This is a genomic window from Oceaniovalibus sp. ACAM 378 (assembly GCF_008085915.1).
Classification (GTDB): Bacteria; Pseudomonadota; Alphaproteobacteria; order Rhodobacterales; family Rhodobacteraceae; genus Oceaniglobus.
This window is the reverse complement of sequence record NZ_VSJK01000025.1, coordinates 18328-42257: the sequence shown is the minus strand read 5'-3', so window position 1 is coordinate 42257 and position 23930 is coordinate 18328. Positions and strand designations below refer to the sequence as shown.

Here is a 23930-nt window from a genome sequence, read left to right as displayed (position 1 = left end):
TTGCCAAGTCGACACCGATAATAGTAACTTCGGACATGGATGCTCCTTCCTTTTGTGATGGCTTTAACACTCACCACAATGGCACATTGCGATGCCGTCGGGAGGGGCATCCACGCCATCAACAGAGCCGTTGTGCACGCAAAAACTGCGCTGAACTTCCGCTCGTCGCGTTGAAGCCACCCACTCTGTCCGTCGTCGGATAAAATGGAACAGCGGCTTGACTTTGATGTTGCAAGCGGTGTTGTTGGATTGTCTGTTTCTTGATCTTATCCCTTTTTCCGAGAATGGCTTTGTCCCGTCGGAAGCAGACGTCTGCCGGTGTGACGATGTTCAGGCTCTCGTGGTAGCGCTGGATGTTGTAGTAATCGACGAACGCATCGGCCCGCACAGATAGTTCTCGTAGGGATCGACCATCCAGTCGCCCGGCAGGCGTGGGCATTTCGTCGGAATTTCCCAGCCACGCTCGAGATTTCTCCGCGCCGTCTTCCTGTCGTATCCGCTGCACCTCTTGATCCCCTCTGGTCGCTGCAAGCAGCGACCAGAGGGGATCAAGGCTGAAGGTGAAGGCGAGTGCAACGCGCGCAAACATGGTGGTCCCAAACGCCGCCTTTGGCGCAAGATACATATAGGGATCGACGAGGAAACGCTGGAGATACGGGCAGTCGAGGTCAACAGCAGAGGGATCGGGGACGCACCCATGTTGCCTGACTTGCTCAATCAGATCCCACCGGATCCAGACCTCGGCAGTGTCACTGCCCCCTCTCATGCATGTAAACATGCACTGCCGGGCAGTGGATGGTGCTTACGACACCCGAAAATCCCACGATGCGATCGCAGCCCGAAATGCCCATGCTGTCATACCGCCGCGTCAGAACGCCAAGCTATGGAAGCCAGATACACCCGGGGCCAGAGCACGAAACGAAGCCGTGCGATCATCAAAGTATCTGGGTCGGGCACTGTGGCGACAGTTGACTGGATATCACCGCCGAAGCCGCGTCGAAACCAAGATGCACTGCATAAAATTACTCGGGCAGCGCCTCGCAGCCCGTGACTTTGATCGGCAGGTTGCGGAGATACAAATCCGCGCCGCGATCTTAAACGGCTTCACAGCGCTTGGCATACCACGCACCGTGGCCGCAGACTAAATCCGTCTGGGGGAAGGGGAAGCCCAGCCTCAAACTGATTTGTGCAACAAAGCCGATCAGGACCCCTTTTTCTTTGGCATGGCGATGATGATTCCGTAATTTTGGGCCCCTGTCGGAATGCTCTATGCGCTGGCGCGGATCAATAACTCGACCTTCCTTTCCCTGATCAGCTCACAACGTTACAATTTACGTGACTTGGTGTGATCACAGCGCGGTTGTCGAATGCGGCAATTCTGCCGGTCATCATGGTGGCGGGTATCGTTGGTGGTTTTGCCACCCTCAACCGAGGACGGAAGCCTTGCCATCGTCTATGCGGTGTTCATCGGGTTACATGTGGCTACCGCTGGCATTCGGATTGTAGCGGCACGATAGTTCGGTTGTTTTAGTCGCGAATGCTTGTTGATGCCTGCCATTAACCTCGAGCAAATTGGTTCCGGGTGATCCCGATCACGGCAATCTCGACCCGGGGGACCAGTACGATGTGCTGTTCGATGCCGGGCTAGGAATGTCCCCATGCGACGTTTGCGAAGCCGGGACGACTGGCGCCCCGGCTTCACCGAAATCACTTTACCAGACGGTCCCAGAATCGCAGGGCGGCGCAGGATCTGACGAAGGCTTTGGCATCTTCGGCGGCTCCAAGAGTCATCACACCGCCATCTGCGTCGACACCGGCGCGTTTCAAAAGCGCCTGCGCCTCTTTCGAGACGCCGATAAATTTGGCGTGGGCATGGGCGTCGGCCACAAAGCTGCGGGCCGGGTGCATGTCCGTCAGTTTCTCTGCCCCATCGGCTGTCGCGAGGATTGCGACCGCGTCATAAAGGACCGAAGGTGCGCCATCGATTTTCTGATCCGCCGGAATCCTAGAGCCGCCTTCGGTCACGACACCGCCGACGCGGGGTGCGACGATTTCGACGGTTCCGCCCGCCGCCTCAACCGCATCGATAAGGGCCGTGAGCACTTTATCATCGATGCCATCCGTAACAAGAAGGCCAAGTTTGCGGCCGGCAAAGCCGTCGGGGCCGTTCTTCAGGATCGATAGCGCGTCGGACGGGGCGAGATCGGTGATGGGATCGCGGGCCGCCTGATGCGGGTCCGGGACATGTTCCAAGCCAAGCCCGTCTGCGACCTTCTTTGCCAGATCCTTGTCAATATGAGGCAGGTGCGCGACCAGCCGTTCACGCACGGCCAAAGTCTCAACCTTGGACAGTTCAAAGACCAGCGCGTCGGCGATATGTCCCTGCTCGACCTTGGTCTGGCTGTGGTAGAACTGTCCTGCCTGACTGTAGTGATCGGCAAAAGTCTCGCTGCGGATCTTGCGTTTCTCGCCCGAAATCTCTTCGGGGAACGAATGGAAGCCGACCTTGGGATCGGCGCGGGGGCCGCCCTTGGCCCAACCGTTCGGTTCGTAATTTGCGCGCCCCTTGGGATTGTGCATCGCCATATGCCCGTCCTGCTGGAAATGATGCATCGGACAGCGCGGCGCGTTGATCGGGATGTGGGTGAAGTTTGGCCCGCCCAGACGTTTCGTCTGGGTGTCGAGATAGGAAAAGTTGCGCCCCTGAAGCAAGGGATCGTTGGTAAAATCGATGCCCGGCACGATGTTCTGGGTGCAGAACGCCACCTGCTCAGTTTCGGCAAAGAAATTATCGACCACGCGTTCGAGAACCATGCGCCCGATGATCCGCACAGGCAGGTCTTCTTCGGGGATCAGCTTGGTCGCGTCCAATACGTCAAAGGGAAAGCTGTCGGCGAAAGCGTCGTCGAAGATCTGCACGCCCAGTTCCCATTCAGGGAAATCGCCTTTCTGGATCGCGTCCCACATGTCGCGGCGGTGGAAATCGGGATCGGCACCGTTGATCTTGACCGCCTCGTCCCAGAGCACCGATTGCAATCCGCCCTTGGGTTTCCAATGGAACTTGACGAAAGTGCCGACGCCCTCGGCATTTACGAACCGGAAGGTGTGAACGCCGAACCCCTCCATGAACCGAAATGATCGTGGGATTGCGCGGTCCGACATGATCCACATGATCATATGCATCGCCTCGGGCATCAGCGAGATGAAATCCCAGAAGTTGTCATGGGCCGACTGCGCCTGCGGGAAGCCGCGATCGGGTGCTTCCTTGACGGCGTGGACAAGGTCGGGAAACTTCATTGCATCCTGAATGAAAAAGACGGGCATGTTATTGCCCACCAGATCCCAGTTGCCCTGTTCGGTATAGAACTTGACGGCAAATCCGCGCACATCACGGGCCAGGTCGAACGACCCCTTGTTGCCCGCGACGGTGGAAAACCGGGCAAAGACCGGCACCCGGCGACCGGTTTCGCCGAACAGATGCGCCGCCGTCAGATCAGGAATCGCGTCGGTCGTCTCGAAATAGCCATGCGCGCCGTAGCCGCGGGCGTGAACAACCCGTTCGGGGATACGCTCATGATCGAAGTGGAAGATCTTTTCGCGAAAATGGAAATCCTCTAGCAGCGCCGGACCGCGCGCGCCCGCCTTCAGCGTGTTCTGGTTGTCGGCGACGGGGATGCCTTGTGCCGTGGTAAGGCGCGTTCCATCGGCATCGGGGCGTTGATGCGTTTCGCCTCCGGTGCCCGGATGGCGCTTGCGCTCCGCAGTATCACCCGAGGACTGCGTGTCGGCGGTGGGTGGGTTGAATGGCAATTTCTGGTCCATGGGATTTCTCATTGATCTGAAGAAGGGACACCCCGGCCAACAGGCGCCGGGCACTTTGCGGTTTGGCCTATTTAAACGCGGATATGCTGTAGATGCGCTTGGCCTGCGCGTTTGCAGACAGGAGGATCTGCGGCTTTTGGAGATCGTGGGCTGTCAATTTATCCATGGTTTTAACCTATTCTCTGAGCCAGTCAGTGAAGGAGTCGCTTTAGGAGACGGGAGCGCATGTCGGACCAACGCCCGGATCGCCATCAAGGCCGAGGGAAGAAAACGGACGCGAAAGATCACCCCGAATATCGGGATGAGCAGAGAGCATAGAATTCCCAGCGCCATGGGCAGGACGACCGGCATGGTTCACCCCTAGGTGTTATTCATCTGTGATGTTCTGAAGCGAAAGCGCTTTGCTTCAGTGCATAAACCGCGCAGCATTGCAGAGGTTCCCGTCGAAGATTAAGTTTTCCGAAAGCCTGCGGGACACCGCTCAGAGGCTTGTGAATCAAGTAGATCGGGCCAGTCACGCCTAACTTCGGGTGGATCCTTCTCAGAAGTTTGTGCGTTGGTTGTTTGACGTCAATATTTCAAGGAAACTTCAAATGGCCCGTCGCGCACTCTGGAAAGGTCAGCTTCGCCTCTCGCTGGTCTCGATCCCCGTGGAATTATACGCAGCGCATGACTCATCGGCCCGCGTTTCGTTTCGCCAGATCCACAAGCCCAGCGGCAAGCGTATCCACTATGACAAGACGGTTTCCGGGATCGGGCCGGTGAAATCCGACGACATCGTCAAGGGCTATGAGATTGATGGAGATTACATTCTGCTCGACCCCGATGAGATTGATGCGATCAAGCTAGAGACCAAAAAGACGGTCGAATTGGTTCAGTTCGTCGGTGCCTGCGAGATACCACCACTGTATTTCGACAAGCCCTATTACCTCGTGCCAACCGACGATCTGGCCGAAGATGCCTACCGCGTGATCCGCGATGCCTTGCGGGCAAGCGAAAAGATCGGGCTCGGGCAGATGACGATGCGGGGCAAAGAGTACCTTGTCGCGATCAAGCCTTGCGGCGACGGTCTGCTGCTGGAAACGCTCTATTATGCGGATGAATTGCACGACAGCGAGCCGATGTTTTCCGAGATCAAGGACGCCAAGGCCGACGATGAGTTGCTCGACCTCGCCACTGCCCTGATCGAGAAGAAAACCGCGCCGTTCGACGCCGAGAACTTCACCGACCATTATGCCGAGGCGCTGACCGAGCTGATCGAGGCGAAGAAAAAGAACCGCAAGACACCGCGTGTCAGTGCCGATGAAGAGGATCGTCCGGCCGGAGAGAATGTGGTCGACCTGATGGCGGCGCTAAAGCAGAGCCTTGGCAGCGCTGGCACGAAGAAAAAGCCTGCCGGAAAGTCTGGCACAAAGACCGCCCCGAAAGGGCGGAAGAAAGCGTCCTGAATGTCCGGGCCGGGTGACAAACTGGCCGATTACAACGCGCGGCGCGATTTCTCACGCACCGCCGAGCCAGCGGGCGCGTCGGAAGGGACAAATGCCGCGGGTCTGCGGTTTTTGGTCCAGAAACATGACGCCACACGCCTGCACTACGATTTCCGGTTGGAGTGGAAGGGCGTGCTGCTCAGCTGGGCCGTGACCAAGGGGCCAAGTGCTGACCCGTCACAAAAGCGTCTCGCGGTGCGGACCGAAGATCATCCGCTTGATTACGGCAAATTCGAAGGCACCATTCCGAAAGGCGAATATGGCGGTGGAACAGTCATGCTGTGGGATGAAGGCGTTTGGCTGCCAAAGGGTGACCCTGACGAAGGGCTGGCATCCGGGAATCTCAAGGTTGTTTTGCACGGGGCTCGGATGCGGGGCGCGTGGGTTCTGGTGCGAATGAAACGCCGCAAGGGGGAAAAGCGCGAGAATTGGTTGCTGATCAAAGAGCGTGACAACCTGACCTCAGACGATCCTGACGGGCTGACTGAGGGGCACGCAGTTTCTGTTCGCACCGGTCGCACGATGGCGGAGATCGCGGCGGGTGCCAAGGCCAAGAAGCTGCGGCCAGCCGGGCAATCAGGCACGCGCCCCGCCTTTCGCAAGGTGCAGCTTGCCAAGCTGTATGACGAGGCGCCGGCGGGTGACGACTGGATCCACGAGACAAAGTTCGATGGCTATCGCTGCCTTGCCGCCTTGGGCAAGGGGGGCACGCGGCTCTATACCCGCAACGGCAACGACTGGACCGACAGGTTCGCGGCGTTGGGCAACGTATTCAATACGCTGCTCTGCAAATCGGCGTTGATCGACGGCGAGGTGATGGCGGCGCGAAGTTCCGGTTCGGCCTTTTCGTCCTTGCAGGGTGCACTGAAGGATGGTGGCCCACTGGTGTTCTATGCATTCGATTTGCTGTCGCTTGACGGAACCGATCTGACGAAACAGGATCAGATCGAACGCCGCGCGCGGCTTGCCGACCTTCTGGCCGGGGTGCCCGAAGGTGGTGTCTTGCGGATCAGTGAATATGTGCAGGGTCAGGGCCGCGAGGTCTTTGCCGCCGCATGCAAGGCTGGTGCGGAGGGGATCATCAGCAAACGTATCGATGCGCCTTATCGCGGTGCGCGCACCGGCGCATGGCGCAAGGTCAAATGCACGCGGCGACAGGAGTTCGTGGTTGGCGGATATTCCCCGTCTGACAAGCGTGGCCGCCCCTTTGCCTCGCTGCTGCTGGGTCAATTCGGTCCGGACGGGTTTGGGTATCGCGGGCGCGTCGGCACGGGGTTTACCGATACCGATTTCGACCAACTGACCAAGGCGCTGCGCACCCGCAAGACAAGTCCGTTCGATGCGGTTCCGAGCGACATTGCCCGCGACGCCACTTGGGTGACGCCAAATCTGGTCGTCGAGATCGACTTTGCCGAGTTCACCGCAGATGGGCACATCCGTCACGGAAGTTATTTGGGAATGCGCGAGGACAAGGAAGCAGACGCCGTGACACCCGAGAAACCCGAATCCAACGCGTCCAAGGTGGCAGGCATGGCGATCAGCAACCCGGATCGGCTGGTGTTCGACGCTTCGGGCCATACCAAGCTTGATGTCGCGCGTTACTACGAGAGGGCTGGCGAAAGACTGACCGAAATTGCCGGGCACCGGCCCCTGTCCTTGCTGCGGTGTCCCAGCGGTATCGCAGGCGAGTGTTTTTTCCAAAAGCACGGAAATGGCGCGATGCCCGCCGCGTTGCAGCGTATCTCGATTGAGGAAAGCGACGGCAAACACGCGGATTATCTCTATGCGACGCGCCCGCAATCTTTCGTTGCAGCGGCTCAGATGGGCACCATCGAATTCCATATCTGGGGGGCGCGCACCGACAGGTTAGAGCGGCCTGACAGGCTGGTTTTTGATCTGGACCCTGACGAAGGTCTGGGATGGAGCGACGTGCGCAAGGCCGCGCTGGACCTGCGCGGCTGGCTGTCCAATATCGGGCTGGAAAGCGGTGCGCTGGTGACCGGCGGCAAAGGCGTCCACGTCTGGGTGCCGCTGCGCCGCACACAAGGCTGGGACGCGGTGCGCGACTTTGCCAAGACAATCGCGCATGTTCTTGAGGAAAAGGAACCGAAGCGGTTCACTGCATCAATGTCGAAAGCGCGGCGCAAGGGGCGGATATTCGTCGACTGGTTGCGCAACGAACGCGGCTCCACCGCTGTCGCGCCATGGTCGCTGCGCGCACGTGCGGGGGCACCGGTCGCGGTGCCGGTCCCGTGGGACGAGTTGAAACAGCTCAAGACCGCAGCCGCGTTCACGCTTGCCAATATTAATGAACGGCTTGCCGCACCCTGTCCTTACCTTGCACAGGCACAACGCCACCAGACGCTCGATGCAGACACGGCGAAACGGCTTCAGGACTGGATCGACACCTAGGGGTTATCCGGTTGCGCCGGCGCCGCAATTGTCCAGGCCGTGCCGCCACACTGTCTGCAAGTGGCCGGGGTCTTGGCAACGCCTTCGACGATAGCTCCGCAATCGCAACACACCAGCTTTCCCGCATCGATCTCCGTCCCGGGACCGAGCATCCTCGGCGCGGAGACATCCCAGGCAGGTTCGATAGGCAGGCCGGGGCGTGCGGGTTTGGCCCGAAAAAAACTGAAGCGGCCAGAGGATTCCAGATAGGCCTGCCGCACTTCGCCAAGGTGGACATAGCCCTGTTCACGCAGGCTTTCGAACAGTTCGCTCTTACCGATCTTGTTGTCCCGCAGCGTTTTCGTGTTGATGACCCCGTCCGAAATGACTTCGGCCGTCTTGCCATCGAGAGCCTTTTCCATGGATTTGAACCGGTAGATCAAAATATCCAGCACCTTGTTGATTAAGACCACAACAGTGATGACCAGCATGGCATGAAGCAAAGGCACCTCGGGATAGAACATCGCGTCGCCCACTGCTGACCCCAAGGCGATGACAAGCAGGAATTCAACGGTCGACATCTGCGCGATGCCACGCCCGCCCACCCAACGGATCAACAACAGCGCATAGGTATAGACCACACAGGTCCGAACTACGATTTCGAGGTAGAACAATGCCGGATCGGTTCCGAAAAACATACGCGTTAGTTCAAGGGGAACGATGGGGTCTTCCATTGGGCGCAATCCTTCGGTGCAGTCCAAAAAACGCAATATTGTCGATTTTGTTCCTCAGCCGCATGGCTTTTTCCGCCACGACAAGTTTGCCGCAAGTCCCTGACCCGACAGCAATACTCATATAAGTGGTCGGCACACTTACGCATGCCGACCATGTCATTTGCAAAACTTCGAGATCGTTTAGTGGTGATGCTCGGGCAAGTCTTTCAACTGGTCCTTGGTCATCGTGGTCGTCGCATGCACCTTACCGTTCTCGTCCCGCATAAAGTTCAGACTTGAAACAGCCAAAGCGACCGACTTGGCTCCGAGTCCAAGGAAACCGCCGACATCCAAAACAGCCTGCGCGCTTTGACCCGTGCCATGCAGGTGGGACACATTGCCGATATCGTTGTCGTCCGGACCGTAAACATTCGCGCCTTCGACGTTGGAAGCATTCAGTTCGTCAGGACGCAGAGGAGTATGTTTTGAGTGATCCATGGGTAGCCTCACTTTGGTTGAAGTTTCCGATTGATTGTCCAACCATGTCGCGAACCCTCAGGTTCCACAGGCCGAAGTTGAAGGCTTTCACCGGGCGGAAAGCCGCGCAGTCCTGAGGACGGGCCCGGAGCATCGGAAGGTGCAAAAATGCGCCCGTCTGACCGCAATCCGTCAACCCCGCAAACCCCTGTCATTGGTTGATCGCGGCAGGCTGTGAAAAACACCCCTGCATCGCGGTTGATCTTCACGGTTTTGGACTATCTTGGATCGAGTAGTGTCAAAACAGCCGGGAAAAATCTGTGGAACACGTTTCAATCGACCTCTGGGCGGCCAATCTTGAGCCGGTGGTGCAGGATCTACCAACCTGGCTTGCCGGTCTGGAAGCGCGGGTCGCACAGACAGCGGCGCGGGGCGGGCATATGCTTGTCCTTCCCGAATTTGCCTGTGCCCAATGGCTGAGCTTTGCGCCGTTGGATTTGCCAAAGGCCAATATCATGGGGTGGCTGTTTGAGTGTGGAGAGATTGCGTTGGATGCGATCGCTGCCATGTCTGCCAAATATGGCATTTCGATTCTGGCGGGCACCATTCCTTTCGCCGCCGCGCCGATAGATGGCATCGCGACCTATCTGAATCGCGCGTGGCTGCTAACCCCCGACGGCATGCGCCATGCGCAGGACAAGTTGAGCCTGACCCCTCTTGAGGCCCATGGCGCAGGCGGTATCACCGTTCACGGCGAGACGATAAATGTCATCGAGTGGAATGGCTTGCGGATCGCCATGATCATCTGTCTGGACAGCGAATTTACGCATCTGTGGTCGCGGTTGGGAAAGCTTGATCTCGATCTGATCATCATTCCGGCCAAAACCGATATGATCACCGGTTATAACCGGGTTTTCAGCTGTGCGCGTGCGCGGGCGATCGAGCTTCAGACGGTTGTCTGCGTTTTGGGTGCGGTCGGCGTGCCTTTCGGTCAGGCTTTGACGGATACCGGAGTGGGCGGTGCCAGTGTCTTTCTGCCTTGTGACGTCAGCGTATCACTTGACGGGATTCACGCGAGTTTGCCGCCGCAGTCCGCCGCGATGATGACCGATCACGTTCTGATCGCGGCCGATATCCCGGTCGGAGCGTGTCGCCGGTTGCGCAACGGACATGCCGAGGCCGAGGTTTGTCCGGCCCAGTGGAGTGCGGATCATCTGACCGTGCGTGATCCCGGTGGCGTGCAAAGTTAAACGTGAATTGCTGTTCGGCTGACCTGTGATCGAAGTCAATTTCTGTTTGAACCGCTATGCCGGGGTCGCGCCGCTTGGTAATGCGAGAACGCAGGAAAGGGCGAACTATCTCGCGAAATGCATCCGGACCAGTGTAGGATCCGGCAGATTTTCCGCCAAGGCTTTCGGGCGCGCGGCAAAGTGCCTTTCCCAGCGTCTGCCCGGTAAGCTCTCAACCTTGTCGACCCATATTCCTGCTCAATATTTCGCGCGCCACAACCCGGCCAAGCTCGTCACAGTTTGGCAAGCCTTGGGAGAAGGGATGGCGCGTCAGAATTTGTGGCATTGCAAGGCAATAGACTGTGCCCGCGCCAGCGGTGAGCAATTCAAGCCTGAATGGTTCTGCAAGGTCACCTTCAGGGTCAAGAAGCGCGCGGCACAGGGCGGGAAACGGCAGATCGCGAAGGGGTGCTGCGGCCTGACCACGCGCATCAATCAACGCGTCAAAATCAACCTCGCCGTCGATTGTCATCACCGACACGCCATCGGAGTGTCGGTTTCTGAATGATGCGCCAGGGCCGGTTGGAACGATTTTCAGGACCCCCGCATCATAAAGTGCCAGCACCCGCAAAACGGAAATATGCGGGATTGCGGCGTAACAATCACCGAACACCGGCATCAGCTTGTCGCTGAAAACCCTCCAATCCCGGTCGTCGAGATGCTCCAGGATCAATGCGAAATTCTCGTGGCCGCGCAGAAGAGCATAGCGATGATGTTGCGTCTCTTTGTCCTTCTTGGACTGGACCGCGGCATTCAATGTCTCGCGCAGCGCCCGCAGCCCGCCCATCTTTTCGCGGTGATCAAAATAGGCCTCGGAAAACCCATCAATAGTCTGCGCACCCTCGCCAAGATCGGCCATATAGTCCGGCGCAACCTGATGCAGCTCGGATAACAAAAGCGTAAAAACGCGGTCCAAAAGGGTCTCTGGCCCCTTCGCCACCTCGGCCAAGACTGCTTCAGCGGTCACGTGCAGCAAGGGTTCATAGGGGTAGGGATAGTAAAAATCCGGCTCGGGCATGATCCCCTTGTGAGAGACCATGGTGATCGAAAGCGCATCCCGCCCCTCGTGAGGGAACCAGCGAATTCTGTCGCCTTTTTCGGTGAATGTACCGTGTTCCTGACCAAGGGCTACGATCACGTCGATCGCGGATAAGGACGAACCCAGTATCCCGATTTCGCCGGCTGGCAGGGCCGTGATATTGGTATAGGGCCATGGCGAAACAAGATCGGCCGTTCCGACCTGAGGCGCCGTCGGCCATTGGTGCCCGGTCGCCAACACGACGTCACTGAACGAAAATGTTGATTTTCCGTCCGGGTGCAAAACGTCCAGTGTGACAGTCTCATCGGTTGGAATGACGTCAACGACACGGTGATTTTGAAGCACGCGGATGGTATGCCCGGCATGTCGACCAGCCTCGCAGAGATCCCTGAACTCCGATGTCAGAAACTCCCCGAGCAGAACACGAGGGTAAAAATCCCGTGCATCAATGTCCGTGCGATCAAGGTCCCAGCCTGCAAGAAACTCGTCATCCTGATCATGCAGCCATGTTGCAAGACGTCGGGTGATCGGCGGGATCTCTTTACTGAATGCGTTGCAATACATGTAATCCGCATTCAACCCGACCCGGTAGGGCATTCCACAGCCGGTCCGCCCCGCGGATTCGAAGATCGTGAGGTCGAGCGGGACCTCGCTCTTGAGCAGACTCTTGACGGTATACACGGCCATTGGCCCCGCGCCGACAATAGCAATTTTCCTGTCGCTCTTCATAGTGACGTAACCTTTGGCTCAATTACGATGTGATGGGCTCTTCGCATTCCAAGAAGAACGGTTTGGTTCCAATCGTTCCGTCCCACCGCAAAGATCCAGGATGACCGACGTGGACGTGGGCATGCGACAGCAGGAGGTGGCGTTCAGCTTTAGGAGTTTCCGCCCCTTCGTTTTCGCCATGCCAGCCAACCCAGATAGCCCACCAGTGCGACCCCGGCGACCAAAGCCAGATGTCGCGGGCGCAGACCCTCTCCTGCCGACGTCGCCTGACCCGGCAAATAGCGCGGATCAAGCAGACGGGTGTTGGCGAGAAACTCGCCTATCACACCTTCTGTCTGAGGTTCTATCTTGCGCAGACCGCGCCCCTCGGGCGGGTTCAGCCTCTCGATTGTGGCGATCAGCGTCTTTGCCTCTTGCAATGTCTCGTCGAAAACTTCGGGCGAGACCCCAAGGTGCTCGGACAGCAGGCGGGTGCGAAATTTGGTAATCAACGACTCCGGCCCTTCAATGGCCACGTCGCATTCCGTGTCAAAGCCCATGGAGCGGTCGTTAAGATTGCTCGACCCGAGGCGCAGGATGCGGTCATCGACGATCATGATCTTGGCGTGAACATAGATCGGCTCTCCGGCGGTGGTCGCAGGATAAAAGATGCGGAAACGATCCTGATGATCGATGGCTTTCAGGCGCTGGATCATCCGCCCGCGCAGAACATGCATGGCGTCATCCTCAAGCTGCGAGAGGGCAGCGTAGGGATTGATGACGACAATTTCAGGGCCATCGCTTTCTCTCAGGCGCAGTTCCAGCGCTGCACATACGGTTTCAGCCGCAAAGTACTGCGACTCGATATAGATCGTATCCACCGCCGCCTCGATGCTGCGGATACAGAGCCGTTCGATCTCGTTTATCAGCGGCTCGTCGTCATAGGGCGGCTCTGTGCGCGCGATGGCGACCTCGACATTCTCGGCGTCGGCCTTGAGGTCATCCGGCCAGACGGAAGTGACTGCGCCCAGCGGTCGATCCAGCGTATCCCCTGTCGCGCGATGCCAGCGGGTGCGCGACAAATCCGCCAGCGCGGCGGCCGCCGGCCCGGTCAGCGCCGAAGTCGCGTCGTGCCATGGACCGGAAGGGGAGCCATCCTTGCGCACCCGGCGTGGATCGTCGGGCAGATGTTCGGAGGTGTCCCATCGGTCCTCGGTCGCATCGATCCCGCCGCAAAAGGCAAGACTGTCATCGGCCACGACGATCTTTTGGTGGTGGCAGGCCCCGAAGGGATGATGCCCGTCGAGGGCAAAATGTACACGTTCACTGCCGAAAATATCCAGTGTGAGCGCGGGCATCAGACGCCCCGGCGCCGCGAGGACCGCGCCATTCCATTTGAGCAGATAGACATGAAGCTCGGGTGAATGCTCAACGATGGCTTCGATGAACGGGCCCAATTGGTTCGGGAACCCGTCTGGGGCACGCCCGTCACCGTCGCTTTCTCCGGGCAGCATTTCCAGCTCGAAATCGAAGTCCCAGCCGATCAGTAACAATTCCCGCTGTGCAGTGATGAACACTTTACGCAGGATCCGGAAATAATCGGCGGCATCGACGATCAGGGCAATCTTGTCGGCGCAAGCCACACGCCAGCAGTTTTCATCGGCCTGAAATAGCGATCGGTTCGCATCTGACCCCGGCGTTTCAGTTTTCATTGGCTCAGGCTCCCTATCGGTGCAACTCGACTTCATGTGATTCCCCGCAAAAAGTAAAACGCCAAGACGGATCGCATGAAGATGCTGACTTACCCGGTCCCGTCAAACCCGGTCTCTCCCTTCAATAAACGCTCCTTCAGCGCTGGTCATGCGGCTACCGAGACGTCGCCGATCATTCCGCTTTCGATGATGTATTGATCCATCCGTTTGTGCAGGATCGTGCGGTTGTAACGCTTGATGCAAGCGTTCGGTTGCGGCTGGCCCGGTTGAATGTGCAGGAGCGTAACCGCTTGGTCCTCGGCCCATTTCATTAGCTTTTGAACGGCTAAAACCGACCTACAATTGGGGGATGACCATACTGACCACTTCACCGCCATCCGGTCTTGGCGTGAATTCCAGCTGACCGCCAAGACGCTTGACCGCTGTTTCGACAATGGCGAGACCTAACCCGCTCCCATCTCCATTCGAACCAGCGCCTCGAAAGAACCTGTCGGTGATCCTTGCGCGATCGCAATCCGCAATGCCGGGTCCACGATCCATCACGCGGATTTGCAGCCGAGCTTCGAACATTTCGATCTTGATTTCAACTTTACTCCCGTCCGGGGCCACGGCGATGGCATTGTCGATGACGTTGCGCAGCGCCAGTGCCAGCAGGATCGGGTCGCTTTGGATTGGTATTGTTCCGCTTTCGGATATCTCTAGTGAAACGCCCTTCGCGGCAGCCAGGCGCGTCAGGTCGTCCGCGACGTCCCGCACAATTGCCACGATATTGACATCGACTTTCTGCCCCACCTCGGCGCCGTCCACCGATGCCAGCGAAAGAAGCTGGCGCACCATCCTGTCGGTTCGATCAACTCCGTGCTGAATACGCCGAAGGGCGCTGGTGCGCGTCGCGTCGTCGGATGCCATCATCGCCACCTGGGCCTGTGTCTTGATCCCGGCCAGTGGCGTCTTCAGCTCATGCGCGGCAAATGACGTGAACGCCTTTTCCCTTTCCCGCACGGCACCGACGCGGCTGAACAGACCATTGAGCGCTGTTCCCACCGGTCTGATTTCGCGCGGCATCGTCCACACCGCGACCGGATTCAGGTCGTCCGCCGAACGCCGTGACAACCCGTTCGCCAATCTGTCCAGCGGAAGCAACCCGCGTTGCACCGAGAGCCAGATCAAGCCCGCAAGAATTGGCAGGACCATCAGCGCAGGCAGGACAAGACCGGTCGTCACGTCGCGCACCAAGCGGTCGCGCACCGTATGGCTGTCGCCGACCATGACACGCACGCCGAGATCTTCGTTGATGACGGTGTAAACCCGCCATTCCTCACCATCGACGATATTGCTGCTGAAACCCGCGTCCTGCCCGGAAAGACTTTCTGCCGGGGCACTGCCTGATTTGCCGACAAGCACACCATCCAGCGACCAGATTTGACAAGACAGCCTGTGGGAATATCCCGCCGTAGGGCCATCTTCGGCAAACTCAAATTCCGGAACGACCGTCGCCGCTCTGGCAACATCTATTCGCCGGTCTGAGATCAGCGACGATACCATTTGTCCGGACTCGGCCAGTCGGGCATCGAGAACACGCTCGACCTCGGCACGGGTGGACTGCTGAATCCACAGGAAGGCCGAAAGCCACACAACACCGGTAGCCAGCAGCAGGATCAGGAAGAGACGGATGCGGATCGAGTTCATGATGCGTCTTTCGCCAGTTTGTATCCTGCGCCGCGTATTGTCTGAATGAAATCCGCGCCGAGCTTGGCGCGCAGCTTGTGAATGTGAACCTCGACCGCGTTGCTTTCAACGCCATCCTGCCAGCCGTAGAGGCGATCTTCGAGCGCAGAACGAGACAGAATTGCACCGGGGCGTTCGAGCAATGCACGCAGAATGGCGAACTCCCGCGGTGAAAACTCGATATCGCGGTCGTTGTGCCGTCCGTTCATTCTGGCCGGATCGACACTCAGACCGTTCCACTGCAGATCAGCCTGCGCGCGCCCCTCGGCGCGGCGCACGATGGACCGCAGGCGGGCCGTCACCTCATCCAGATCGAACGGCTTGCCAAGATAATCATCGGCGCCAAGATCGAGGCCCGCGATCCGGTCGCGCACCTGATCAAGCGCGGTCAGTAAAAGGATTGGCGTGCGGTCATCCTTGCCGCGCATCCGTGAAAGAACATCAAGCCCGGACCCATCCGGCAGCATGATATCCAGCACGACGGCGGCAAACCCACCCTGCGCCAGCGCCTCGTCTGCGTCGGCGCAGGTCGTGACAAGTTCGGGCGTGAAACCCGAAAGGCGTAGGCCCACCGACAGACCATCGGCAAGCGTCGCGTCGTCTTCGACAATGAGTATGCGCATTACACGAAATCCTTTCCGCAACGTCACTCGCTTAGGCTGCTTACCTTAATCCCCGCTTAAGGTTCGGGCGCGAGTCGTGCCATCATGAGCAGAGCTACAGAACCTTTCCGCCGGGCGGTCCGATCCATCGTCACTGCAATGACAGTGCTGTTTATCGTCATGTCCGCATGGCCCGCAACAGCGCAACTTTTGACAGGTTCTGGCAACGCCCCTCTGCCTGCATCCGACGCTTTTCAGATCAGTGTTGCCGATCAGGATGACGGAACGCGGATTCTGTCGTGGGATATCGCCGACGGATATTATCTCTATCGCGATAAACTGGCGGCAGACACCGCTGACGGTATCGCAGTGCCGTTGCAAACCGGTCCCGGCAAAGAAATGGATGACCTGACCTTCGGAGCGGTCGAGGTCTATTTCGATACCGCGCGCGCCGTGATGGGGGCGGTCAATGGACCTGTGACTGTGACATGGCAGGGCTGTCAGGATGGCGGCATCTGCTATCCCCCGGTCAAGCAAACCCTGACGGCACTTGACGGCGCGACGAGCCCCGTATCGGCAGCGCCTGCCGCCGAAAAAATCGTCCTGGCGCAAGAACAGGGGTTGATCGACTCCCTGCGCGCGCGTGGCGGGACACTGCTGGTTTTGGCAGGGTTTCTGGGGTTCGGATTGCTGCTGGCGTTTACGCCCTGCGTATTTCCGATGTTCCCGATCCTTGCGGGATTGCTGTCACGGCAAGGCGACACCCTGACCGCCCGACGTGGCGCGGCGCTGTCGGGCGTCTATGTTCTGGCGATGGCATCGGCTTTCGGGTTGCTTGGCATCGCTGCCGCCTGGTCGGGACAGAACCTTCAGATGGTGCTGCAATCACCGGCAGCAATCTATGGTGTGGCGGCGATCTTTGTCGCGCTGGCCCTGTCGATGTTTGGTCTGTTTGAACTCCAGCTTCCGCAAGCGTGGACGCGCCGCCTTTCATCGGCGGGATCGGGGCGGCGCGGCACTTTTGGCGGTGCGGCGGTGCTTGGGTTTACATCGGCTTTGATCGTCGGACCCTGCGTGACGGCACCCTTGGCCGGTGCGTTGCTCTATATTGCCGGGACCGGAGATTTGATGCTCGGCGCCGGTGCGCTGTTTGCCTTGGGGCTGGGTCAGGGTATTCCGCTTCTGATCGCCGGAACACTTGGCGCACGGGTGTTGCCGCGCGCTGGTGCGTGGATGGACGGGGTGAAACGGCTGTTCGGCTTCGTCTTCCTTGGCATGGCGATCTGGCTGATTGGCCGGTTGGTTCCCGGTCCTGCGATCCTCGCGCTTTGGGCCGGTCTGCTGGTCAGCGCAGGTATATTTTCAGGCGCCATGGACCTGTTGCCAGGCGACGCCGGGTCAGCACGGCGAGGGATCAAAAGCGTCGGGGTTCTGTCCCTGATCGCCGGTGCGATCATGGCCGTGGGCGCCGCGCTGGGCGGCAGCGATCCGCTGCGCCCGTTCGCAACGCTGCAAGGCGTGGCGGGCAAGGCCGGGGCGACAACCGGCACCGTGGAGTTTGACACCGTTATCAACGCCAGCGCTCTTGATGCCGCCATTTCCGCAAAGCCCGGCGTGCCAGCGATGATCTATGTCACCGCCGACTGGTGCGTTACCTGCCGGGTCATTGAACGCAATGTCTGGCCCGATGCAGGCGTGCAGGCGGCCCTGTCAGGGCTGAATGTGATTGCGGCTGACGTGTCGGATTTTGACGCGGAGGGGCAGGAGATGCTTGAACGGCTTGGTGCTGTCGGCCCACCAACGATGGTGTTTTTGGATCGCAACAGGACCGAAGCGCCGGGAACACGTATCGTGGGCGATACCGGCGCGGACGCTGTGCAGAAATCGGCGGAGGTCATCCGGTGAATGCCATCGCTATCGGCCCGTCGGACTTCTCGGCCTGCCAAACACGCTCTTTTTCGCAGCCGATGGCAGCCTGCAATCGGTTCAAACCGCAGAGATCTCGCGCGCGGCCTTGCTCGCGGACATCAAGAAACGGAAACGCACCGAGAATGGCAGTTAGGACAGACGCGCCAGTCCCCACCCTGACGGGTGAATGGCCGCCACGGACGCCGCGATAATCGCGTCAACGCCAATAAAATCGAACACGATGGAGAACCGTAATGAGCATCATTACACGAAGAAATCTGTTGATCAGCGGCCTCGGGACAAGCACGGCCATAGTCCTCGGCGCGACGCTTGTTCCGACAGCGGGCCGGGCCCAGGACCTGACCGTCGAAGACGTCCTGTTTGATCCGGACAATCCGGTGCTGGGAAATCCCGATGGCGATGTCACCATCGTCGAATTCTTCGATTATCAATGTCCCTATTGCAAGGCGAACCATCCGGATCTGACGAAAGCCGTTGCTGAGGATGGGAATGTCCGCCTTGTAATGAAGGACTGGCCGATCCTCGGCGCGCCCTCGATCCGCGCCAGCCAATTGGCGCTGGGCGCTGTTGATACCGGCACCTATGAAACCGCTGTTGAGGCGCTCATGGCGACCGAGGGTCGGCTTTCTGATGCCGTCATCAAGTCTGCACTGGAAAAAGTTGGTCTTGATATCCCTGAACTGGACGCCGCATACCGGGCCAATCGCAGCAAATGGGATGGGTTGATGTCACGCAATGGCGCGCAGGCGGCACAGCTCGGCTTGCGTGGAACACCCGCATTCATTGTCGGAACATCGATCTATCCGGGGTCGATGAACCGCACAGAGCTGAGGGACGCGATCGCGAAAAGCCGGGGATGAATCCCAATTCCACCATGACAACCAAAGGAGACTCCATGCTTACCCGACGCTCTTTCGTCGCCCTTGCCGGAGCGGGCGGTCTTGCCGCTTGCGCACGCCCACCGGCCGAACCGGTGTCACGCGCCATCATGGCGCCTGCCCCGATCCATCCGCCGATGCCGGATTTCTATGACGCCATCACCACCGAGCCATGGCCGATCCCGGCCATTCCCGATGGCTCGATCGACCCGCGTCTGTGGCGGCAGGAGGTGGCAAATCCTTTCCCCACCCGCGCCCGAGGCACCATCGTGATCGACCCGGATGCCGCGATGCTCCATTTCGTCCAGAATCCGGACAAGGCCATGCGCTATGGCGTCAGTGTCGGCGCAGCGGGATTTGCGTGGGATGGTGAGGCCCGGCTTCAGTTTCGCCGCGAATGGCCGCGTTGGAAGGTTCCCGCCAACATGATCAAGCGCCAGCCGGAACTGGAACCCTATTCGGTCGCAAACGGCGGGATGGATCCAGGGCCGGACAATCCGATGGGTGCGCGCGCCCTGTATCTGTTCAAGGACGGCAAGGACACGCTTTATCGCATCCACGGCAGCGCATCACCGCAAGAATTGGGCAAGGCCGTCTCGTCGGGATGCATCAGAATGCTGAACCAGGACGCGATCGACCTCTATGAACGCGCGATCCACGGGTCGTCGGTTGTCGTTCTGCCGTCAATGAAGCCGGGCGTTACAGATCAGATGTATTGAGGCACCGCATGCCGCGACATGCGACAATCGAGCGGGCAACCAAGCACGCTTGGCCGCATCGAAATGGTTTTCATCGTGAGAACAGCGCCTGAGGCGGGGGCGGACGATCAGGCTGCTTTCCAAGTGTCGGCGTTTCGCTGCCTTAACGCGCCTTCTTGGAAAGCAGGTATCGTCGCCCGGTATCCTGACATTTAGTGCGTCCGGACCCATGGCATAGATCAAACCATCTATGCATTTAGCGATCGCCGACGCAGAGTATGTCCAATGGGGAGCTAAAACCTCGGTGGTCTCAGGCTCCCGCCGTCAAGTAAGAACGCGATACCAAACGCTTAAAGTCGGGCCTAAATCGTCGGGCTTTTGTTGGTCCAAAACAGGTTAACGCCACATCAACGTTTGACGAGTCGTCGAGGGAAGGTGGAAACCTTTCATCTGGCGGCGAGAAACGCCGCGGCGATTTCAACCTTGTTCGGCGATAAGTCCTCTAACCAGCCATGCGTAGTTCCTGCGCAAATGGGCTAAGTCCGAGCCACTCCTGCATCATGGATGCAATCACACGGGAGCCGGTCAACACCAAGCGACTGGCATCTTCCGCCTTTGCCACAGTGTCCACACCCATCCAAATATCTGTCATCGTTCGCAAACTGCATTCCGCGTACAGATCCACGTCATGGCCCGGATCTGCATAGCAGGCCTCCACCCCTGTTTCTGGATCCACCAGCAGCCAATAGTTCCGTTTTGCGGTAGGAAGGTTGTCGAATACGAACTGAAAGCACAGCCGCTTTTTCGGCAAAGGATCGATGTTCAAGCCCCGATGCATGTCCCATATCAGCAGCTCCGGGTCGAGATTGTCCGAAGAAAGCCCGCTCTCGACCCATCTTTGCCCCCAAACGCCGATCCCCATGACAAGCGGGCGCAGCTCTTCGCCCGCGGTTGTCAGCCGGTACTCTACCGCACCATTTGCGCCCTTTACGGATTGAATCACATCGGCCGCTTCCAGTTCTTTCAACCGCTTTGACAGCAGCGTCGGGGACATACGCGGAAGACCACGTCTCAAATCATTGAACCGGGTGCTCCCACAAAGAAATTCCCGAATCAACAGTGGCGTCCAGCGTGCGCACAAGATTTCCGCGGCCATCGCAATTGGGCAAAACTGTCCATAACCGCCGCGCATAATGTGGCTCCTACGCCTCTGAAAAATTTTCGCTTCTTGTTCAGGATGGGGTCTCGCGCCGATCCAGTACAGTTTCTGGACTATCACAAATCAGAAGATTTCGCGACTCTGGCAGCATATTCTGAAACAAGGAGATAGGTACATGGACCAGGCACTTGACCCAGAAGTTGCCGTTTTAGATGTCAAAAAGTCCGCCAAAAGGCTCGCGAAAATATTTGCGACGAGGGCTGTGGCGAATGATGAAAATGACAGATTTGTCGAAGAACACTATGCGGATTTGAAAAGTGCCGGATTGATCGCCGCCGGCGTCCCGACGGAACTTGGCGGTGGCGGTGCCAGTGTCCGCGAACTTTGCGAGATGCTGCGCATCATCGCGGGGGCCTGTGGTTCGACCGGGCTTGCGCTGTCGATGCATACCCATCAAGTTGCGATCCCTGCATGGCGCTGGCACCATCAGAACGCCGCGCGCCCGATGGTCGAACCGCTTTTGCGACGTGTCGCAGATGAAGACCTTGTGCTGCTGAGTTCCGGTGGTTCCGACTGGATCGGCGGCTCTGGCAAGGCTGAAAAGGTCAAAGGCGGCTATCGGATTACGGCACGCAAGGTGTTCACGTCAGGGGCACCCGCCGGTGACCTTTTGATGACCGGCGCGATCAGCGAAGAGGACGGCGAACGCACAGTGCTGCATTTCGGCGTACCGCTTGGCGCGCCAGAGGTAACCGTTCTGGACACCTGGCGCACCATGGGGATGCGAAGCACCGGTTCGCACGATATTCTGATCGACGGGTTGTTCATCGCGGATGACAAAATCCCCCTCCGCCGTAAGGCGGGCCAATGGCATCCGGCGTTTCAGATGATTGCCACAATCGCGTTTCCGCTGATCTATTCTGCCTATCTTGGCATTGCAGAAAGTGCGCGCGAGATTGCGGTGGGTATTGCCGGTATGAAACCGACCTCTCACCGTACACAATCGATTGCTGGGCGGATGGACACGGCGCTAACAGCGGCACGGCTGGCCCAGAACTTTATGATTGAGGTCGTTGAACGAAACGCACCCTCTGCCGAAACCGTAAATGATGTGATGATCGGTCGCCGCCTGGTCGAAGAGAACACGATCCAGGTCGTTGAACTGGCCATGGAACTGGCAGGTGGGGCCAGCTTCTACCGCAAAACTGAACTTGAGCGCAGGTTCCGCGACATTCAAGCCGCGCGCTATCACCCACTGCAAAAGGAGGCGCAGGCCGAATATGCCGGGGCGATGGCGCTTGGCCATCCTGTTGATCGGATATTCTGAAAATTCGTAAATGCCAGGGCTTTCGGCGGGCAAAACCTTTCGGAAGCGAACAGAAAGGAATTCAGGATGAAAATCGCAGTTGTTCAAGAACCGCCCGTCTATCTGGACCTTGCCGCCAGTATGGAGCGCGCCGTCAATCTCGTCACGCAAGCCGCCAGTGACGGCGCCAAACTGATCGTCTTCCCCGAAGCCTGGCTTCCCGGCTATCCAACGTTTTGTTGGCGTCTTTCCCCAGGCGCTGACATGGGCAAGATGGACGAATTATTCGCTCTGACCCAAGCCAATTCGATCGATCTTACCCGCAAGGGCATGGCCCCGCTGCAAGAGGCAGCAGCGGAGAACGAAATAGTTGTTGTGGTGGGCTATCAGGAAATTGACGGCGAAGTTTCAGGCTCCACTCTCTACAACTCCTGCGCGATCATCGACGCCGACGGGCGGATCGTCAACAACCACCGCAAGCTGATGCCGACCAATCCGGAACGCATGATTTGGGGCTTTGGCGACGGATCGGGCCTAAACGTGGTTGATACTGCGGTCGGCCGCATCGGGGCTCTGATCTGCTGGGAAAACTATATGCCGTTGGCACGCTTTGCACTGTATGCTCAGAATATCGATATCTATGTCGCACCAACGTGGGACAGCGGCGACTCTTGGCTCGCCACGATGCAGCACATCGCGCGGGAGGGTGGATGTTGGGTCATCGGATGTGCAACCGCGCTCGAAGCGTCCGACATTCCAACGAGCATCCCGTATCGTGAAATCCTGTTCCCGGACCAAGATGAATGGGTAAACCCGGGCGACGCCGTCGTCTACAAACCGTTTGGCGGGGCCGCTGCTGGACCAATGCACCGTGAAAAGGGGCTGCTCTGGGCTGAGATTGATGTATCCGCCTCCCGATCTTCACGCCGAAAGTTCGATGTGAGCGGGCATTATGCCCGGCCAGACGTGTTTACGCTTGCGGTCGACAGGCGACGTAAGGAACCAGTTTTGTTTCACTGACTGCTGGCTGTTCGTTGAAGCCAATCCTTCTGGCCCACAGATCATCGCTCGGATGGGCCTACATCCTCCTCACAGATCTATATAGGTGGCCAAAGAGATGACCGAAAACCTTGGGGGGTCATTCTGCACTCTCCGGTTTCAGACCCCTACGTGAGGAACCAAAAGTAATGGCCAAGATTCCAACGTCTCGCGTCGACAAGCTCCTGTCCTCCATGGGCTACGGCTCGCGCAACGAAATCGCGCGAATGGCCAGGGCTGGTGGTATCATTCTGGACTCTGCCGAGCTTCGGGACGCCACCCAACGCATCCCCGTCACTCCGGATTTGCCGACCCACATGGAGATCGACGGCAAGGCGCTCGACCCCGTCGCCGGCATGGTCATCCTTTTGAACAAGCCCTTGGGCATGACCTGTTCGCACAAGGAAGACGGCGCATTGGTCTATGACATCCTGCCCGAGCGCTGGAAACAGCGCAAACCGGCGATCTCGACCATCGGCCGTCTGGACAAACAGACGTCCGGCCTTTTGTTGCTGACCGATGATGGTGACCTGCTGCACCGTGTCATCAGCCCCAAGCGCCACGTCAAAAAGACCTATCGCGCCAAGCTGGCCCGCCCGCTCGATGGCACCGAAGGGGATCTGTTCGCCTCGGGCCATTTGATGCTGGAGAGAGATAACAAGCCACTGGCTCCTGCCGAACTGGACGTGGTCTCAGAAACCGAAGCATTGCTCAGTGTTACCGAGGGCCGATACCATCAGGTGCGCCGCATGTTTGCTGCCACCGGCAACCACGTCGAGGAACTGCACCGCGAACGTCTGGGCGATCTTTCACTGCCTGATGACATGCTCCCCGGTCAGTGGAAACTGCTGACTGAAGAAGAGACCGCCTTGATCTTTCAGTAGGTTGAAGGCGGTGCGAACTCAGCATGACAGCGCGTGGGCGTTGTTGCAGAAGTCAGCCTGACGACGCGAC

Annotated in this window: 17 protein-coding genes and 2 pseudogenes; 10 read left to right on the top strand and 9 right to left on the bottom strand. The window is 58.6% G+C overall.

Annotated elements, in window-relative coordinates; translation table 11 throughout:
* Positions 1–211: 211 nt before the first annotated feature.
* Positions 212–379 (bottom strand): annotated as a pseudogene (locus FQ320_RS26660) (IS3 family transposase); the annotation flags it as partial.
* 117 nt (positions 380–496) lie between these two features.
* Between FQ320_RS26660 and FQ320_RS22595 the strand changes: the two are divergent.
* Positions 497–1145 (top strand): annotated as a pseudogene (locus FQ320_RS22595) (IS5 family transposase); the annotation flags it as partial.
* Positions 1146–1707: 562 nt separating this feature from the next.
* Here the strand turns inward: FQ320_RS22595 and FQ320_RS22590 are convergent.
* Positions 1708–3822 (bottom strand): catalase, encoded by a 2115-nt coding sequence (locus tag FQ320_RS22590; RefSeq protein WP_187394041.1) that lies wholly within the window; start codon positions 3820–3822, stop codon positions 1708–1710.
* 593 nt (positions 3823–4415) lie between these two features.
* On the opposite strand from FQ320_RS22590, the gene FQ320_RS22585 reads away from it, so the two are divergent.
* Together FQ320_RS22585 and ligD are read left to right on the top strand one after the other, a co-directional pair.
* Positions 4416–5270 carry a Ku protein gene (locus FQ320_RS22585; protein WP_148475561.1) on the top strand — a complete coding sequence of 285 codons (855 nt, stop codon included), beginning with the start codon at positions 4416–4418 and terminating at the stop codon, positions 5268–5270.
* Entirely contained in the window at positions 5271–7721 is a 2451-nt protein-coding gene (gene ligD, locus FQ320_RS22580) for a DNA ligase D (RefSeq protein WP_148475560.1), read from the top strand.
* On the opposite strand, the gene FQ320_RS22575 is transcribed toward ligD, so the two are convergent.
* Positions 7718–8434: a DUF421 domain-containing protein gene (locus FQ320_RS22575; RefSeq protein ID WP_148475559.1), complete on the bottom strand. Its 717-nt coding sequence runs from the start codon at positions 8432–8434 to the stop codon at positions 7718–7720. The two genes, ligD and FQ320_RS22575, sit on opposite strands and share 4 nt — an antisense overlap.
* A gap of 180 nt (positions 8435–8614) precedes the next feature.
* Positions 8615–8911, bottom strand: coding sequence for a PRC-barrel domain-containing protein (locus FQ320_RS22570; RefSeq protein WP_148475558.1), 297 nt, complete (start codon positions 8909–8911; stop codon positions 8615–8617).
* Positions 8912–9210: 299 nt separating this feature from the next.
* On the opposite strand from FQ320_RS22570, the gene FQ320_RS22565 reads away from it, so the two are divergent.
* Positions 9211–10140, top strand: coding sequence for a nitrilase-related carbon-nitrogen hydrolase (locus tag FQ320_RS22565; protein WP_148475557.1), 930 nt, complete (start codon positions 9211–9213; stop codon positions 10138–10140).
* A 211-nt stretch (positions 10141–10351) separates the two neighbouring features.
* Here the strand turns inward: FQ320_RS22565 and FQ320_RS22560 are convergent, their stop codons facing one another.
* From FQ320_RS22560 to FQ320_RS22545, 4 genes are all read right to left on the bottom strand, one after another.
* Entirely contained in the window at positions 10352–11947 is a 1596-nt protein-coding gene (locus tag FQ320_RS22560) for an FAD/NAD(P)-binding protein (protein WP_148475556.1), read from the bottom strand.
* 149 nt (positions 11948–12096) lie between these two features.
* Entirely contained in the window at positions 12097–13638 is a 1542-nt protein-coding gene (locus tag FQ320_RS22555) for a phospholipase D-like domain-containing protein (protein WP_148475555.1), read from the bottom strand.
* Positions 13639–13974: 336 nt separating this feature from the next.
* Entirely contained in the window at positions 13975–15327 is a 1353-nt protein-coding gene (locus FQ320_RS22550) for a sensor histidine kinase (RefSeq protein ID WP_148475554.1), read from the bottom strand.
* Positions 15324–15989, bottom strand: coding sequence for a response regulator transcription factor (locus FQ320_RS22545; RefSeq protein WP_148475553.1), 666 nt, complete (start codon positions 15987–15989; stop codon positions 15324–15326). The genes FQ320_RS22550 and FQ320_RS22545 overlap by 4 nt, the downstream gene beginning before the upstream one ends.
* An 84-nt stretch (positions 15990–16073) precedes the next feature.
* Here FQ320_RS22545 and dsbD point away from each other — a divergent pair, with 84 nt between their 5' ends.
* From dsbD to FQ320_RS22530, 3 genes are all read left to right on the top strand, one after another.
* Positions 16074–17873, top strand: a complete 1800-nt coding sequence (dsbD, locus tag FQ320_RS22540) for a protein-disulfide reductase DsbD (protein ID WP_148475552.1) — start codon at positions 16074–16076, stop codon at positions 17871–17873.
* 257 nt (positions 17874–18130) lie between these two features.
* Positions 18131–18757, top strand: a complete 627-nt coding sequence (locus FQ320_RS22535) for a DsbA family protein (protein ID WP_148475551.1) — start codon at positions 18131–18133, stop codon at positions 18755–18757.
* 35 nt (positions 18758–18792) lie between these two features.
* On the top strand, positions 18793–19494 hold the full coding sequence (locus tag FQ320_RS22530) for a L,D-transpeptidase (RefSeq protein ID WP_148475550.1): 702 nt from the start codon (positions 18793–18795) through the stop codon (positions 19492–19494).
* A gap of 481 nt (positions 19495–19975) precedes the next feature.
* On the opposite strand, the gene FQ320_RS22525 is transcribed toward FQ320_RS22530, so the two are convergent.
* Positions 19976–20665, bottom strand: coding sequence for a helix-turn-helix domain-containing protein (locus FQ320_RS22525; protein ID WP_148475549.1), 690 nt, complete (start codon positions 20663–20665; stop codon positions 19976–19978).
* Positions 20666–20807: 142 nt separating this feature from the next.
* Here FQ320_RS22525 and FQ320_RS22520 point away from each other — a divergent pair, with 142 nt between their 5' ends.
* From FQ320_RS22520 to FQ320_RS22510, 3 genes are all read left to right on the top strand, one after another.
* Positions 20808–21959: an acyl-CoA dehydrogenase family protein gene (locus FQ320_RS22520; protein ID WP_148475548.1), complete on the top strand. Its 1152-nt coding sequence runs from the start codon at positions 20808–20810 to the stop codon at positions 21957–21959.
* A 66-nt stretch (positions 21960–22025) separates the two neighbouring features.
* Entirely contained in the window at positions 22026–22958 is a 933-nt protein-coding gene (locus FQ320_RS22515) for a carbon-nitrogen hydrolase family protein (protein ID WP_148475547.1), read from the top strand.
* A 167-nt stretch (positions 22959–23125) separates the two neighbouring features.
* A complete protein-coding gene (locus FQ320_RS22510) occupies positions 23126–23860 on the top strand; it encodes a pseudouridine synthase (protein ID WP_148475546.1) in 735 nt (244 codons plus the stop codon).
* Positions 23861–23930: the final 70 nt, after the last annotated feature.